The organism is Enterococcus sp. DIV0756 (assembly GCF_051710745.1).
GTDB lineage: Bacteria > Bacillota > Bacilli > Lactobacillales > Enterococcaceae > Enterococcus_A.
The window spans coordinates 1,264,361-1,278,175 of the sequence record NZ_JBIOLF010000002.1; the positions used below are offsets into that span (position 1 = coordinate 1,264,361).

At 38.0% G+C, this 13,815-nt stretch carries 17 protein-coding genes; 14 read left to right on the forward strand and 3 right to left on the reverse strand.

The window, feature by feature from the left end:
- Positions 1 to 63: 63 nt before the first annotated feature.
- The gene (locus IGI44_RS22415; RefSeq protein ID WP_438790126.1) at positions 64 to 474 is read right to left on the reverse strand and encodes a VOC family protein; all 411 of its coding nucleotides are present in this window, start codon (positions 472 to 474) and stop codon (positions 64 to 66) included.
- A gap of 165 nt (positions 475 to 639) precedes the next feature.
- Here IGI44_RS22415 and IGI44_RS22420 point away from each other — a divergent pair, with 165 nt between their 5' ends.
- From IGI44_RS22420 to IGI44_RS22430, 3 genes are all read left to right on the forward strand, one after another.
- Positions 640 to 1,056, forward strand: a complete 417-nt coding sequence (locus IGI44_RS22420; RefSeq protein WP_438790127.1) for a GNAT family N-acetyltransferase — start codon at positions 640 to 642, stop codon at positions 1,054 to 1,056.
- Between the two features lie 10 nt (positions 1,057 to 1,066).
- The gene (locus IGI44_RS22425; RefSeq protein ID WP_438790128.1) at positions 1,067 to 1,540 is read left to right on the forward strand and encodes a VOC family protein; all 474 of its coding nucleotides are present in this window, start codon (positions 1,067 to 1,069) and stop codon (positions 1,538 to 1,540) included.
- Positions 1,541 to 1,697: 157 nt separating this feature from the next.
- Positions 1,698 to 2,228, forward strand: a complete 531-nt coding sequence (locus IGI44_RS22430; RefSeq protein WP_438790129.1) for a 5' nucleotidase, NT5C type — start codon at positions 1,698 to 1,700, stop codon at positions 2,226 to 2,228.
- Positions 2,229 to 2,264: 36 nt separating this feature from the next.
- On the opposite strand, the gene IGI44_RS22435 is transcribed toward IGI44_RS22430, so the two are convergent.
- On the reverse strand, positions 2,265 to 3,128 hold the full coding sequence (locus IGI44_RS22435; protein ID WP_438790130.1) for a hypothetical protein: 864 nt from the start codon (positions 3,126 to 3,128) through the stop codon (positions 2,265 to 2,267).
- Positions 3,129 to 3,276: 148 nt separating this feature from the next.
- Between IGI44_RS22435 and IGI44_RS22440 the strand changes: the two genes are divergently transcribed.
- The 5 genes from IGI44_RS22440 to IGI44_RS22460 all read left to right on the forward strand — a co-directional run bounded on the left by IGI44_RS22440 (position 3,277) and on the right by IGI44_RS22460 (position 7,677).
- Positions 3,277 to 3,645: a MoaF-related domain-containing protein gene (locus tag IGI44_RS22440; RefSeq protein WP_438790131.1), complete on the forward strand. Its 369-nt coding sequence runs from the start codon at positions 3,277 to 3,279 to the stop codon at positions 3,643 to 3,645.
- A gap of 311 nt (positions 3,646 to 3,956) precedes the next feature.
- Positions 3,957 to 4,496 carry a PadR family transcriptional regulator gene (locus tag IGI44_RS22445; RefSeq protein WP_438790132.1) on the forward strand — a complete coding sequence of 180 codons (540 nt, stop codon included), beginning with the start codon at positions 3,957 to 3,959 and terminating at the stop codon, positions 4,494 to 4,496.
- Positions 4,497 to 4,516: 20 nt separating this feature from the next.
- Complete coding sequence (locus IGI44_RS22450) at positions 4,517 to 5,593, forward strand: alpha/beta fold hydrolase (protein WP_438790133.1); 1,077 nt, start codon at positions 4,517 to 4,519, stop codon at positions 5,591 to 5,593.
- Positions 5,594 to 5,627: 34 nt separating this feature from the next.
- Positions 5,628 to 6,380, forward strand: a complete 753-nt coding sequence (locus tag IGI44_RS22455) for a DeoR/GlpR family DNA-binding transcription regulator (protein WP_438790134.1) — start codon at positions 5,628 to 5,630, stop codon at positions 6,378 to 6,380.
- A 232-nt stretch (positions 6,381 to 6,612) separates the two neighbouring features.
- Positions 6,613 to 7,677, forward strand: coding sequence for a glycosyltransferase family 1 protein (locus tag IGI44_RS22460; protein WP_438790135.1), 1,065 nt, complete (start codon positions 6,613 to 6,615; stop codon positions 7,675 to 7,677).
- Between the two features lie 174 nt (positions 7,678 to 7,851).
- On the opposite strand, the gene IGI44_RS22465 is transcribed toward IGI44_RS22460, so the two are convergent.
- Positions 7,852 to 8,619, reverse strand: a complete 768-nt coding sequence (locus IGI44_RS22465) for a DeoR/GlpR family DNA-binding transcription regulator (RefSeq protein WP_438790136.1) — start codon at positions 8,617 to 8,619, stop codon at positions 7,852 to 7,854.
- A 260-nt stretch (positions 8,620 to 8,879) separates the two neighbouring features.
- On the opposite strand from IGI44_RS22465, the gene IGI44_RS22470 reads away from it, so the two are divergent.
- Genes IGI44_RS22470 through murQ form a run of 6 tightly spaced genes read left to right on the forward strand, consistent with a single transcriptional unit; the run spans position 8,880 to position 13,804 of the window.
- The gene (locus IGI44_RS22470; RefSeq protein WP_438790137.1) at positions 8,880 to 9,299 is read left to right on the forward strand and encodes a PTS sugar transporter subunit IIA; all 420 of its coding nucleotides are present in this window, start codon (positions 8,880 to 8,882) and stop codon (positions 9,297 to 9,299) included.
- 46 nt (positions 9,300 to 9,345) lie between these two features.
- Positions 9,346 to 9,816 carry a PTS system mannose/fructose/N-acetylgalactosamine-transporter subunit IIB gene (locus IGI44_RS22475; protein WP_438790138.1) on the forward strand — a complete coding sequence of 157 codons (471 nt, stop codon included), beginning with the start codon at positions 9,346 to 9,348 and terminating at the stop codon, positions 9,814 to 9,816.
- Positions 9,817 to 9,832: 16 nt separating this feature from the next.
- Entirely contained in the window at positions 9,833 to 10,630 is a 798-nt protein-coding gene (locus IGI44_RS22480) for a PTS mannose/fructose/sorbose/N-acetylgalactosamine transporter subunit IIC (protein ID WP_438790139.1), read from the forward strand.
- A complete protein-coding gene (locus IGI44_RS22485) occupies positions 10,630 to 11,439 on the forward strand; it encodes a PTS system mannose/fructose/sorbose family transporter subunit IID (RefSeq protein WP_438790140.1) in 810 nt (269 codons plus the stop codon). Before IGI44_RS22480 ends, IGI44_RS22485 begins: the two co-directional genes overlap by 1 nt.
- Before the next feature lie 12 nt (positions 11,440 to 11,451).
- The gene (locus tag IGI44_RS22490; protein ID WP_438790141.1) at positions 11,452 to 12,933 is read left to right on the forward strand and encodes a sulfatase; all 1,482 of its coding nucleotides are present in this window, start codon (positions 11,452 to 11,454) and stop codon (positions 12,931 to 12,933) included.
- Between the two features lie 16 nt (positions 12,934 to 12,949).
- Entirely contained in the window at positions 12,950 to 13,804 is an 855-nt protein-coding gene (gene murQ, locus IGI44_RS22495) for an N-acetylmuramic acid 6-phosphate etherase (protein WP_438790142.1), read from the forward strand.
- The last annotated feature ends 11 nt before the right edge of the window (positions 13,805 to 13,815 follow it).

Genomic DNA, 13,815 nt, shown 5'->3' on the forward strand with positions numbered 1-13,815 from the left:
ATCATTGCGGGGCTTTGCCATTCGCCCTATGAAGATCTGGAATCCCTTTTACTTTATTCGGCTTTAAATTTTATTTGTGCTGCCGATTTCTATCAGATTGCCTTCTGGATCAAGTACATAGAAGTTGCGGATACCGAATGGGTAGGTAATCGGTTCGCCAGTAGGAAAGGTAAGCCCTAACTTTGAGAGACGCTCATACTCTGCATCCATATCAGCGTAGCTAGGCAACCAAAGAGCGAGTTCAAAAGTCTGATTGATTCCTTTCGGAGGAAAATAGGTTTCATCGATGGCTTTGACAAATTCTTTTCTACTGTACATAAATAAAGACAACGCACCGCTAGCGGTAGTAAATTCTGCGAAGTCACCGCCATCCCATTCAGTCGCAAAGCCCAAAGTATCACGGTAGAAACGAACCATCGCATCCATCTCGCCAACTAACAAACCAGTCCCCACTTTTGCTGCTTTTCCAAGCATTTTAGCCACTCCTTTACGTTTTTAAAACGCTTATTGTTTTTCGTTTAATTATACCAGATAGAAAGAGCTCAAGTGATTGAAGAATAATCAGATAGTCAAGGTTAGCAGCTCTTTTTTCACTATTGAAATGTTATACTGAAGGAAAATAAAGAAGGGCAGATGTTCATGAAGATTCGTTACGTTCAAGAATCTGACAGGGCCTTTTGGTTTAAGCTGGACCACTATCTGTCAGAAAAGCAATTCGTCCAAAAGGTTAGGGATCAACAGGGATATGTTCTATTCGTAGAGGATAGAGCGGTAGGGCTGTTACGATATAATCTATTTTGGGATGAGCATCCATTTTGTACGATGCTTCATGTGGCCGAGAAGTATCAGGGGCTAGGATTCGGAAAAGCTTTGATGGAGTTTTGGGAAAATGAAATGCGGCAGTTAGGCTATAAAATGTTGATGACATCGACGCAGGAGGATGAGAGCGCACAGCATTTTTACCGCAAATTAGGTTATCAAGATGCGGGAATCCTATTACTTTCAGTTCCTGAATATCAACAGCCGATGGAACTGTTTTTTATTAAAGAAGTTTAGGAGGAAGATTATGGACTGTCAAGGAACGCTGATTGCAGTGAAGGATATTGAAAAGGCGAAGGCATTTTATCTTTCTGTTTTTGGTTTGAAAGTGATGGTGGATGCTGGCGTACATGTTCAGCTCACCGGCGGAGTATCTTTACAGACGACAGGTAGTTGGGCAGACTTTATTTATAAGCAGGAATCAGACATTATTCTCGAGAATAATGCCAGTGAGTTGTATTTTGAAAGCGAAGACATGGACAGCTTTGTTAAAACGTTGGAGGATCGGAAGGATATTATTTACCTTCATCCGGTCATTGAGCATAGCTGGGGGCAACGAGCAGTACGTTTTTATGACTTAGATAAGCACATTATTGAAGTAGCCGAAAAAATTACGATGGTGGTTAAACGCTTCATTGATTCTGGCTTGACGGTTGAAGAAACAGCGGAGCGAGTTGGTGTGGAGCCTCAGTATATTAAAGATATTTTGGATAGGCTCTAGGAATTTGGGATATTGTGTGATCTAAAAGAAAAGTTTGGGAAACTGTTTGAAAGGGTAGTTTTCCAAACTTTTTTACGTTTTCGTTTATTAGGTCAAATTATGATATGATACTTTTAGAAAATAGCATGATAAAAGGTTCATATAGGAGGAATACGCAATGGTTCGAATCGCAATCGATATGGATGAAGTTATTGCCGATTTTACGGCAAAGCTTTTGAGACAGTACAATGAAAAATACGAGGCCAGTTATACGAAAGCTGATTTAGAAGGGATAAATTTACGGGATGTTCGCCCTGAACATGCCGAAGCTATTCGGGCGATGATCCGGGAGAAGGATTATTTTTCTGATCTGCCTGTGATTGAAGGGGCCCAAGAAGCGCTGAAAAAATTATCAGAGAAGCATGAACTGTTCATTACCACGGCGGCGATGGATTTTCCGACCTCCTTCAATGCAAAATATGAATGGTTGCAGGAACATTTTCCATTCATTCCAGATACGCATTATGTATTTTGTGGCGATAAATCGATCATCTCTGCGGATTACCTGATAGACGATCATTCTCGTCATTTAAAGTCCTTTAAAGGTCAAGGAATTCTTTTTGCTGCGCATCACAATGTTAATGAATCTTATGAACTGAAGATGAGCAGCTGGGAAGAGATCTACAAATACTTCGATAATAAGTATTAACAGACTAAAAGCTTGAGAAACGATTTTATTCGTTTCTCAAGCTTTTTCGATTGAAGAATAGAGATGGGTTAACCATTCGGAGTCTTTCCGACGATTATTGAACGGCAAATAGCCAGCATATTTGTAAATATATTCAATTTTCCAACCACCTGTTTTGGTTTGTTTTTGCTGAATTAGCTGTAATAAATCTTGGGTACGTGGGTCTGTAGAACACTGACTTTTTTGAAGAATATACACTAAGTCCGTTAAAGAAAGAACGTAGCTTTGCGGAAACATACTTTCTGTAATATGCGGGTTGATCGGCTGGCCATTGGATAATCGACGATAGAGATTGTGCTGCAGCATGTACTCCACACCCTGATGAATTAGAGCATTGACTTTTTCATCTTGCTGATCAACTTTTTCTTGGTATGTCAGTAGCGCTCTCACGGTCTTTCCAATACCGATGTAACAGGGAACAGTCCTCATACAACCGCCAAATTTACAGATGCCTTTGTGGGGCCAAGGTGTTTTCTGCTGACGATCAAACACTTGATACTGTTTGATCCAATCAAGTGCGTTTTGTGCGGCGTCTGATTTTCCTAATCCGAGTCGACAATAGGCTTCAAAGAGCATGGCGTTATAGCAGGGAACGATCTCTTCTAATTTTCCCGTGAAAGCGAAGCCTTCCGGCGTTGCCAATTGTTGATTCACGAAGTCCAGTAATTCCTGAGTGACCGGCAGCTTTTCCGCGTAGGGAATCTCAGCTAAGCCGATTAAAGCAAAAATTTTTCCTAAGGGATTCAGATCGGTCATGTCACTGTATTTTTTGATGATTTCAGACTGATCCAGATACTCAAAAGGGTCTTCGATGGTGTCTTTCTGCTCCATTTTTATTCGTAATTCCAATGCACGATCCATAGTTAACCTACCCTTCTTGCTATTTTCAATTATTATCTCAAATTCTGAAATAAATGAAAGCTATTTCATCCTAACTAGTGCAATTTTTTCGTAAAAAAGGTATGTTAGAAAGTATAGTGAACAACATTGAAAATAGGAAGGTGTATTGATGAAGAAACATTCATTAGAAGGTAGAAGCGCAAAAGTAACATTTAATTCGGGGCTGCAATTTCAAATCGATTTTCTAGCAGACAATCAATTGCGGTGGACCTCGATTCGAGAAGAAGATGCCGGAGCTACAGCTATTGAAACGATTCATATTGAAGAATATCCAGGCGGAATTTTTTCGATCGATTGGGTCGAAAAAGATGGGCTGTGTGTTTCATACACCGTCGATACAGTGAATAGTTATGTCAAAAGTTTTATGACGTTTACTGACGATGCCTATCGTGGCGGGCGCAGACCTTTTGTCCACGAAGGACCGTTTCAGCTTATTTTAAAAAATGGCGAACCTGATTTAGAACCGCTCCATAACTAACGTTTATCTTAACAAGCCCGATCAGTAATGAAAGTGATCGGGCTTGTTATTTATCTTTGTAATCTGTCAACGGAGTGAGTAATTAAATAAATCACCTTGATCGTCTTTGTTTTTAGTAAATCAATTAGAAAAAGCATCAAGGAGATCCTTCGATTTAATATCGCGATAAAAATTTTGTAATAAGAAACGTCTAGAATTATGGCAATTTCCGCTATTTTCTAGGCGTTTTCGCCTGATAAAAAAGAATTTTGACCTTATGTAATTTATCTTGTATACTCAATGTTGAGTATATCGTGAGGAAGGGATTTGAGATGATAAAATTACTTGTACTTGGATTGTTAGAAGAGAGACCGATGTCTGGATATGACATTCAGCAAAAAATCAGTCAGGCCGATGCTGAAAGATGGGGAGGTGTATTGGTAGGTTCAATTTATCATGCCTTAAAGAAGCTGGAACAGAATGGATATATTGATTTAGCTAGTATTGAAAAAACAGGTCATCGACAAAAAGCAGTCTATAAAATTACCGATCAAGGAAAAGATTATTTACAATCGCTAATTACGGAGTCGTTAGGCGAGATATCCATTAACTATCCCACGACTTTGTACAGCGGTCTTTCCCTACTTAACAGGATTTCTAATCAAGAAGCTCGTCAATCGTTAGAAAAACAAAAAGAATCACTTGATGAAGAGTATCGAATCCTCAAAGAAGGACAGAAAAGAAATGAAGATTCTGGAGAAGAGATTTCTCAATTAACTAAATTAACAATCGACAACATGGTATCAATCATAAAACAGCAGCAACATTTTATTGAAAAAATACTAGACTCACTTGAAATATCGAATGATTAAGAGAATTGGAGGAAAATCTTTTGCAGGTAATTATTATTCTGTTTATTAGTTTAGTTCTACTCTTTTTAGTGATTATAAGTATTGGAAAAATCATTAATGCGAAGAGATATACTATTCAATCAGAAACGGGTATTCAAACTTCGGAATATGTAACACTCGGAGGGATTGAACAATACATTCAAACTCGCGGTGAGGATATTTCCAATCCAATCATCTTAATTCTCCATGGCGGTCCGGGAAGTACCATGGCCTACTATTCCTATTGTTGGCAAACGCCTTTCGAAAAGGACTATACGATCGTCCATTGGGACCAAAGAGGTTGTGGCAATACTTACTACCATGATAAAGAAGCGGAAAAGCCTACACTAGACCTATTACTAACAGATTTAGATGAGTTGGTTGATTATCTTCGAACTAAGTACAATAAGCAGAAACTTCTTATCATGGGTCATTCGTGGGGAACATTCTTGGCGGGGATTTATTCAAGAAAGCATCCTGAAAAGATATCTGCCTATATTGGGGTAAGTCAGATGCTAGACTTTAGAAAATCGGAACAAGTATCAGCAAAAGAAGCTATACGGTTGGCGAAGGACAATGGAAATACTCAGGATGAACAAGAGATCAAGCGACAACTAGAATTGTTATTGCAGATTCGAAAAATTGATCAACAATTAGCGCCGAAGTTTTTGAAATTAAGAAAATTGAAAGATAAATATTTACCGAAAGGGCAGTCTATTTCAGCACTTGAGACGATTATGTTAGGGATATTTTCGCCGTATATGACAGTTAATGATCTAAAATGGTTGTTCAACTTTAAAGCACTGATTCACTCAAACAGTGAGTTATATGAAGCACTCTTGTTAGGAAATGGTCTGTCAATGTATCAATATGGATTGAGTTATGAAATGCCAGTTGCTATTTTTGCGGGTGAGTATGATTGGATAACGCCCTACAGTTTAGCCGATCAATATTTTAACGACATCACAGCACCTTATAAAACGTTTATTTCTATGAAGAATGTCGGACATGTGCCCTTTATGGATCAATCAAAAGAATTTTCAAAAGTGTTGTCAGACACACTAGTACATTTACCATAAATTTGATACGCTAGGTAAGAAAAGAGGCGATGAGATGTTAAAAACGGATCGATTTCAAGCGATCATGTCGTTGTTAGAAGTTAGTGGGACAGTGAGGGTCAGTGACATCATGGACCAATTGTCGGTTTCTGACATGACAGTGCGACGTGACTTGGATGAAATGGAAAAACAAGGACTATTAGAGCGTGTTCATGGTGGTGCGAAATTGAAGGATTTCTATCGTCATGTAGAGCTTTCGCATACAGAAAAAAAGATTATGCTGCAAGAGGAAAAGCAACGCATTGTAGAAAGGGCTAATGAGCTGATCAACGATGGAGATACGATTTTTCTTGGTCCTGGAACCACGATTGAGCTGATGTCTAAGATCATCCGTGCGGATTCGTTACGAATCGTAACAAATTGCTTACCGGTTTTTGAGGAATTGAATCGGCATAAGGGAAATCGAAAAATCTATTTATTAGGTGGCGAGATGCGAGAAACAACCCAATGCTTTGTCGGAGAGATCACAAATAAATCGTTGAACGATATGAATTTCCATAAAGCATTTTTTAGCTGTAATGCCCTAAATGAGCAAAAAATTATGACTTCGACTTTTGAAGAGGGGCAGACCCAACAAATCGCGCTAAACAATTCTGTCGAACGTTTCTTACTGATTGATCATTCGAAAATTGGGAAAAGAGATTTTTCAGTGTACTATCATCTAAATGATGTGACAGCCGTAATTACAGATGATGATGAACAAAAGCATTATGAAAAGATCGAAAAAGAAGAAAAATATATTGTCTAAAAGAAAAGCTGCTAAAATCTTTATCACTAGATTTTAGCAGCTTTTTTGTTGGTAAATCAACGTTTTAACAGAGTTTCAGTAGCTTGTTTTATGAGTAAAGTGGTCAAATTTATTAAAAAATTGAAAAAAGTATAGTTATTATAACAGCATTTTTAGGCTATCATAGTATGTAGTATTCAGTCTTTTGACGGTAAACAAAATAGTTTTTTAGATATGTTAGGAGGAAAAATTTATGTTAACACGTCCACTATCTCAGCTCCAGCTTTTTGTCCCAAAACGGGAAAGATTAGAAAAAGCAATAATGAAAGCGTACACGGATTCGCAGGATGCGGATACGGTTATTCAATATGTTGTTGCTGCCCTTATCAGAAATGCCTTGTGTATCTCGGATTTTTCACTGATTTGTCAGGAGTTAGTCCGAGAAATCCTGCTAGTTGCTGAGCCGACGGACGTGTTGCGCAAATTTGCCCCGTTATTCCGTGATTTCTTTGATAGTGGAAAAGAATGGGAACAGGTGACTAAGCGTTTATATAAAAAGACAAAAGAATATCATCGCTACAATAATCGTGTGAGTGATTGTAAGAAATATTTATTCGCAAAAACAACCCCCATCGAAGAATTAAATGGTCAACAATACAAACTAGTCTCGACCTTTGAGGATGCGATTGGCAAAATTCATACGTGGAGTCTGCGAGATGCCGACAAAAATGCTTCGGCGATGAAAATTGATGCCGTATTAGAGCTATTGAGCTCATTAACGATTTTTGAAAAAGAGGGCGTTCGTCGATTCGTGAAGCTGGAAAACTCTGAAATTGACAATTGCACGCGCCACATCAAAATTCGTAAAGGCGAAATTGTGGAGGAGCCTGCCCAAATTTCAGCGAATCAGACTGAAGCAGCGAAACCTAGTTTTGATTTCAGCACGATGAGTGAAGAAGAAAGACTCCAACTGGTCAACCAGCTGTTACCAGAGGGTGTCGTTTTGGCTGACACTCGGAGGGAAGCGGTTAGAAACGAGGAGACAAAAGAGCGTTCTATTAGTGAAGAGTTCGGTGTGCCCGAAAAATCCATTGCTTCGACACAAGAAATAGAGACTGATAGCGGAGCGATAACTACCCTAGCAAAAGAAGCCGCGGAAGCTATTGCAGCAAAAGCGAAACCAGGAAATCCGCAATCAATCTATAAGAAACCTAAGAGTGATAAACAGAAAGAACACAAAGATGAATTGTTAAGGGAAGCCAATAAAGGAAAACCCAACGGCAATAAAAAAGATCGCAAACGTAAACGAAGAAAATGAAATTGTATTAAATAAATTAGCTTCCTCCTATCATTTAAATAATCCTTGCAACAAGGCTATGTGTAATAATTTTTAAAGCCAGTGTAAATATTAATACGCCGAATAGTAAGATACAAGCGATCTCGTAATTCGGCGTATTTCTAAAAATAAAAATTTTGTACTATAGAAAACCATTTAAACTTCGTTTGAAAACTCAAAGTGAACAAGCTCCTGATACTTTTCGATTGTTTCCTTGTCCAATGTGTGATTCGTGATAATAGTATCGTCTTTTTGCAATGTATAGAAATCAAACAATGCATTTTGTTTAAATTTGAATTTATCTGCAACGATATAACGTTCCTGTGAATTATTGAGGGCCTTATTTTGTAATTCGCCACCATCAATATTAAATGTTGTGATTGAAAAGTCATGAACGCCATTGATACCGATGAATGCTTTAGTAAATTGCAGTTTGGATATCATGTCGGTTGAAAGAGCACCGCTAAAGGAGTTCGAACGCTTATCAAATGTGCCACCAATTGATATCACATCATAATCGTTGTCGCTCTCAATTAGTTTCTTGAACACGGAATAACTTGAGGTGACTATTTGAGCGTTAGGAACTGTAATGTAATCAACTATCAGTTCAATCGTTGTACCAGGACCTAAAAAAACAATATCATTAGCTTGAATTTTCTTTGCTGCAAGTTTCGCGACTTGCTTTTTTTCTTTGAGGTGAATCTCTTTATTTTCTGTATAACTCATATGATTATTGGCTATAAAATCAATGCTGGTAGCGCCACCATGAGTACGAACCAACAATCCTTCTCTGTCCAAGTTGTCCAAATCTCTTCGAACAGTCATCACTGATACTTTCAATTCTTTTTCTAGCTCAGCTACAGAAATACTTCCCTTTTTATTAACGAGGGAAAGAATAAAATGCATTCTATCACTCTTTAGCATAGTGTTCCTCCTTATTCTTCTAGTAATATTCAATTTCCAAGGTCGAATAAACTTCATCTAATATTTTCTTTAAAAAATTGGAAGCAGAATCCTTTTACTATGGATAATTTAACATGAAAAAATTAATCTAACAAGTTAAAAACACAAAAAGAAACAACAAGATACAAAAAGGATCAATTTTATATTGACAAAGAACATATAAAACGGTATCATTTGCTCAAAGCTAACAAAAAAGAACAAAACGAACAGGAGGGAACACTATGCGCTATATTTTAGCAAGTCATGGCCCATTTGCTAAAGCGGCACTTACAAGTGCAGAGATGATCGTTGGTGAGCAAGAAAATGTGGATGTTTTAGAAGTTGGTTTTGATACCACTTTAGATGGGATGAAAGGAGAGATCATAAAGGTAATTAAAAAAAAAGAAACAGAAGAGTACATCATTTTTTGTGACATATTAGGTGGAACACCATTTAATGCCAGCATTAAAGTTTTACATGAATTTCCAAATCTTTCGATTGTTACAGGATTTAATCTTCCTATGTTAATTGAAATATTCATGTCCCCATTAGAAACAAAACAGCAACTGTTGGAAAAGATTCGAATGGTTTATCCAGAGAGCTTGAATATCTTTGATAGTTCGATGTTGGAAAAAGAAGAAGAGGAAGCCTACGAGTTGTGAGAATAAAGTATTATTGCCAAAAACTACGATTATAAGGAGAAAAAAGATGGCTATTGAATTAGTTAGAATCGATGACCGTTTGATTCATGGTCAAGTTGCTACTACTTGGACAAGAAATTATGACATTGAACAAATTTTGATTATTGATGATAAAACAAAGAATGATCCGGTACAGGCATCTGTTGCTAACTTTGCGGTTCCCGCAGGTGTCAAAGTAATAATTTTCGGTGTTGCGCAATTTACAGAAGTCATGAAAAAGACGGAGATAAAAAAACGTACGATGCTCCTATTTACAAATCCTATAGATATTCTTCGTTTAGTTAAAGAAGGTCTGAATATTTCTGAAATAAACGCGGGTGGTATGCGATTCAGAGATGGGAGAAAACGTTTATCTAAGGCAATTTCGGTTACTGAAGAAGAGGATCGAGCATTTAGAGAATTGATTGATAAAAATATCCATATTAATGTACAAATGGTCCCAAAAGATCCACGTGTTGATTATAAAACATTTATCTAAATAAGGAGGGGAAGGAATGTTAATAACATCCTTGTTAGTTGCTTGTTGGGCAGGTTTTTGTGCGCTAGATCAATTTGGACCACATTTGGGCTTCAGAAAACCACTTTTAGCAGGCGTCGTTGTTGGTTTGATTTTAGGAGAACCAACGGAAGGGCTGATTATTGCTGGAACACTGGAATTGATGTGGTTAGGAACAAATAATGTTGGGGCGTATCAGCCACCAGATGTAATTTCTGGTGCAGTTGTAGGAACGGCAATTGGTATTTTATCTGGTGGCGGAGAGGCTGCAGGTGTTGCGGTAGCAATTCCGGTTGCTCTATTGGTTCAGCAATTAAGTATGATTATTATGACCTTCAATGTTACTTTAGTCCACCGTGCAGATAAAATTATCCAAAATGGAGAGTTTGGACAAATCGACAAATTGCAGTATCTGGGAGGCTTTTTCTTTTTTCTAAGTCGAGCAGTTCCTGTGTTCATTGCTGTTTATCTTGGAGCGCCTGCGATTGAGGCTGTTTTAGAAGCAGTTCCTGCGTTTATCTTGTCCGGATTGACCATCGCCTCGAAAGTGATTCCGGCTGTTGGTTTAGCTATGCTGCTATCTATGATGATGAAAAAGAATATGTGGATATTTTTACTTTTAGGATTTGCTTTAGCGACGTTTTTACAACTACCAACTATTGCTGTAGCAATGTTTGCCTTATGTGCGGCAGCTTTATATGATATTTTGATGAATCGCGGTGCCGATGTAAAGGATAGTGTGTCTGATAGCTCAACGGTTACCGTTGCTGATGATGAAGGGAGCTTTGATTTGTAATGGAAAGTACGATCACTAAAAAAGATTTAAACAAAGTTTTTTGGCGTTCGCAGTTGATTCAGTTCTCTCACAATTATGAGCGAATGCAAAGCTTGGGAACACTTTACTCGATTACCCCTGTCTTAAAAAGACTTTATAGTGGGCGCCCTGTGGAAGAAAAAATCGAAGCGCAACAACGGCATCTGGAATTTTTCAATAGCCATCCGGTATTAGTTCCCTTTATTTTAGGGATCACGATTGCCTTGGAAGAAAGTACTGATGAAGATGAAAAAGAATCCGTAATTGCTGTGAAAACAAGCTTGATGGGGCCCTTAGCTGGATTAGGTGATAGTTTATTGAACTTTACATGGTTTCCCATTGCTGGCAGTATTGGTGCTTCCTTTGCTATTGATGGTAATTTTTTAGGGCCAATTCTGATGTTTATTATGATCAATGTATTATATTTCCCGTTGAAATACTATGGGGTTCATATGGGGTATACAAAGGGAAGAGACTTATTGACTTCTGAAAATGGAAAGAAACTCTTAGATCGTATTAGTACCTCCGCAAATGTTTTAGGGGTTATGGTTACAGGTGCTTTAATCGCCTCTACTGTTAATATTACGTTGGGTTTGCAGTATGGGAAAGGAAATACTGCGATCAAAGTTCAGGAAATGTTAGATAAAGTAATGCCGAATATGTTGCCGATGTTAATGACTATTTTATGTTTGTATCTTTTAAAAAAATGGAATGGAAAACATGTGGTTGCGATGATCTTTGTCATCATTTTTATTGCAATTGCTTTATCAGCATTTGGAATCTTGGTATAAGGAAGGATAAAAATGCGCACAATTTTAGTATTAATGGATACATTACGAAAGGATTATCTGTCTACTTATAATTCACAAACTGATGTTTTGACACCTAATCTAGATGCTTTTGCGAAGGATTCACTGACCTTTGATAATCACTATATTGGTTCAACGCCTTGCATGCCTGCAAGGCGGGATTTAATGACAGGACGTCTAAATTTTCTAGAACGTTCTTGGGGACCAATTGAACCTTTCGATATTACGTTGCCCAAAGTATTAGCAGAACAATCGATATTCTCTCATCTGACTACAGATCATACACATTACTTCAGACTTGGTGGGGAAGGTTATATTAATCAGTTCGATAGTTGGGATTTTCAGCGTGGTCAAGAAGGTGATCCCTGGCATTCGATTATCCGTGACCCAGAATGGATGCCGGAACACTATCATGGACGTTTACGTAAACAGTATCAAGCAAATCGGGAGCTTTGGAAGGACGATGAAGAGGCTTATCCGACACCTAGAACGTTTGCTTCGGCATGTGATTGGTTAGAAGCAAACAAAGACGAAGAGAATTTCTTTTTACAGGTGGAGGTTTTTGATCCACATGAACCCTTTGATGTTCCGCAGAAATATATGGATATCTATCAAAAAGATTATACTGGTCCTTTTTTTGAAACGCCAATATATGGAGAAGTTGATGTCCCTGTTGATGCTGAAGAATATATCAGAAATCGATACTCTGCACTGGTTACTATGACGGATGTTCATTTCGGTCGCCTGATCGATAAATTAAAAGCGATTGACATGTACGAGGATACTCTAATCATCGTGACTTCCGATCATGGATATTTTCTCGGTGATCGTGAACTTTTTGGAAAAAATTACATGCACAATTTTAATGAGTTGGCAGCGATCCCACTTTTTGTAAAACATTCGCAAGGAAAAAAAGCGGGGGAAAGAACAAATGAATTAACGCAGAATATTGATGTGATGCCTACTGTACTGGATGCGTTCGGAATCGTAGTACCGGAAGAAGTTCAAGGAGTCTCATGGCAGCCGATTTTTGAGGGGAAACCTAGAAATAAATCTTTTGCACTGTATGGTGCCCATGGTCTTACCGTAAATATTACAGATGGAAAGTACACATATTTCCGAGCACCTAACGATGAGAATCACCCACTTTTTGAGTATGCAGGAATACCTACGACGATTCGTCACTACTTGGGGGAAACTGAACCTGCAAGTATTGAAACAGGTCGCTATTTAGCAAGAACAGAATATCCCGTTTTTAAGATACCAATTAAACGAGCGGCGATATTAGACGGGCTGCCAGATGTCTCAGAATATACCAAGGATAGTTTGCTGTTTGATCTTGAAAAAGATCCTAGACAACAATATCCAATACATGATTATAAGCTAGAAGAGCAATATAAAACGTATATGAAGAAACAATTGGCGATTCTAGAAGCACCCAAAGAACAACTAGAGAGACTTTCACTGAATAGTTAGAAAGAGTGATATTCAAATGAAAGAAGAGTTTGTTGAACGGTTAGGCACAAATGAGCTTCTAAAGAAAATAAACACATTGGATAAAGAAATTGCTTTTCTCGTAGAAGAGAAAATTGAAGTGATCGAAGAAGCTGTAGAGTTGGCTTATCAAAAATTTTTAAAGGGCGGACGAATTATCTATTGTGGGGCTGGTAGTTCAGGGCGAATCGCTGCAATGGATGCTCTCGAAATGGGTCCTACCTATGGGATTGATCCTACTCGCTATTTTTGTTTATTAGCAGGTGGAAAGGAAGCACTATTTCAAGTAGTTGAACGGGCGGAAGATTCTGAGGAACAGGCCAAACAAACATTAAAAGACATTCAACTAAATGCTTCAGATGTTGTCGTGGCCGTTGCTGCTAGTGGAAGAACACCTTACTGTATGGCAGCTATAAAATACGCTGTAGAAGTTGGCGCTTCTACTATTGGCATATCCTGTGTTGAAGCGAGTGAACTAATGAAAATTGCTGAAATAGCGATTGATCTCCCAATTGGAAAAGAAATCGTCGGGGGCTCGACTCGTATGAGAGCGGGAACAGCACAAAAGTTAGTTCTAAATATGTTTTCTACTTCAATGATGATCCGTTTAGGTAAAGTTTTTGAGAACTCGATGGTCTATGTTCAGCCAATCAACAAAAAATTGGTTCAGCGAACTATCGATATTTTGCGAAAAACAACTAAATTATCAGCCAAGGGGGCTGAGCAGCTTCTAGAAGAAGTCTATTATGATCTTCCAACAGCTATTTTGATGAATCGTAAGAACCTTTCCCAAAGTGAGGCAAAAGTCTTACTTGCTCAGCATGATGGAAATTTATCAAAGATATTGAAATAGATTGGAGTTTT

What these genes read in the sequence shown, in the direction of transcription:
- IGI44_RS22415 (WP_438790126.1), bottom strand. Translation starts at nt 474, where the DNA reads ATGCTTGGAAAAGCAGCAAAAGTGGGGACTGGTTTGTTAGTTGGCGAG.
- IGI44_RS22420 (WP_438790127.1), top strand. Translation starts at nt 640, where the DNA reads ATGAAGATTCGTTACGTTCAAGAATCTGACAGGGCCTTTTGGTTTAAG.
- IGI44_RS22425 (WP_438790128.1), top strand. Translation starts at nt 1,067, where the DNA reads ATGGACTGTCAAGGAACGCTGATTGCAGTGAAGGATATTGAAAAGGCG.
- IGI44_RS22430 (WP_438790129.1), top strand. Translation starts at nt 1,698, where the DNA reads ATGGTTCGAATCGCAATCGATATGGATGAAGTTATTGCCGATTTTACG.
- IGI44_RS22435 (WP_438790130.1), bottom strand. Translation starts at nt 3,128, where the DNA reads ATGGATCGTGCATTGGAATTACGAATAAAAATGGAGCAGAAAGACACC.
- IGI44_RS22440 (WP_438790131.1), top strand. Translation starts at nt 3,277, where the DNA reads ATGAAGAAACATTCATTAGAAGGTAGAAGCGCAAAAGTAACATTTAAT.
- IGI44_RS22445 (WP_438790132.1), top strand. Translation starts at nt 3,957, where the DNA reads ATGATAAAATTACTTGTACTTGGATTGTTAGAAGAGAGACCGATGTCT.
- IGI44_RS22455 (WP_438790134.1), top strand. Translation starts at nt 5,628, where the DNA reads ATGTTAAAAACGGATCGATTTCAAGCGATCATGTCGTTGTTAGAAGTT.
- IGI44_RS22460 (WP_438790135.1), top strand. Translation starts at nt 6,613, where the DNA reads ATGTTAACACGTCCACTATCTCAGCTCCAGCTTTTTGTCCCAAAACGG.
- IGI44_RS22465 (WP_438790136.1), bottom strand. Translation starts at nt 8,619, where the DNA reads ATGCTAAAGAGTGATAGAATGCATTTTATTCTTTCCCTCGTTAATAAA.
- IGI44_RS22470 (WP_438790137.1), top strand. Translation starts at nt 8,880, where the DNA reads ATGCGCTATATTTTAGCAAGTCATGGCCCATTTGCTAAAGCGGCACTT.
- IGI44_RS22475 (WP_438790138.1), top strand. Translation starts at nt 9,346, where the DNA reads ATGGCTATTGAATTAGTTAGAATCGATGACCGTTTGATTCATGGTCAA.
- IGI44_RS22480 (WP_438790139.1), top strand. Translation starts at nt 9,833, where the DNA reads ATGTTAATAACATCCTTGTTAGTTGCTTGTTGGGCAGGTTTTTGTGCG.
- IGI44_RS22485 (WP_438790140.1), top strand. Translation starts at nt 10,630, where the DNA reads ATGGAAAGTACGATCACTAAAAAAGATTTAAACAAAGTTTTTTGGCGT.
- IGI44_RS22490 (WP_438790141.1), top strand. Translation starts at nt 11,452, where the DNA reads ATGCGCACAATTTTAGTATTAATGGATACATTACGAAAGGATTATCTG.
- murQ (WP_438790142.1), top strand. Translation starts at nt 12,950, where the DNA reads ATGAAAGAAGAGTTTGTTGAACGGTTAGGCACAAATGAGCTTCTAAAG.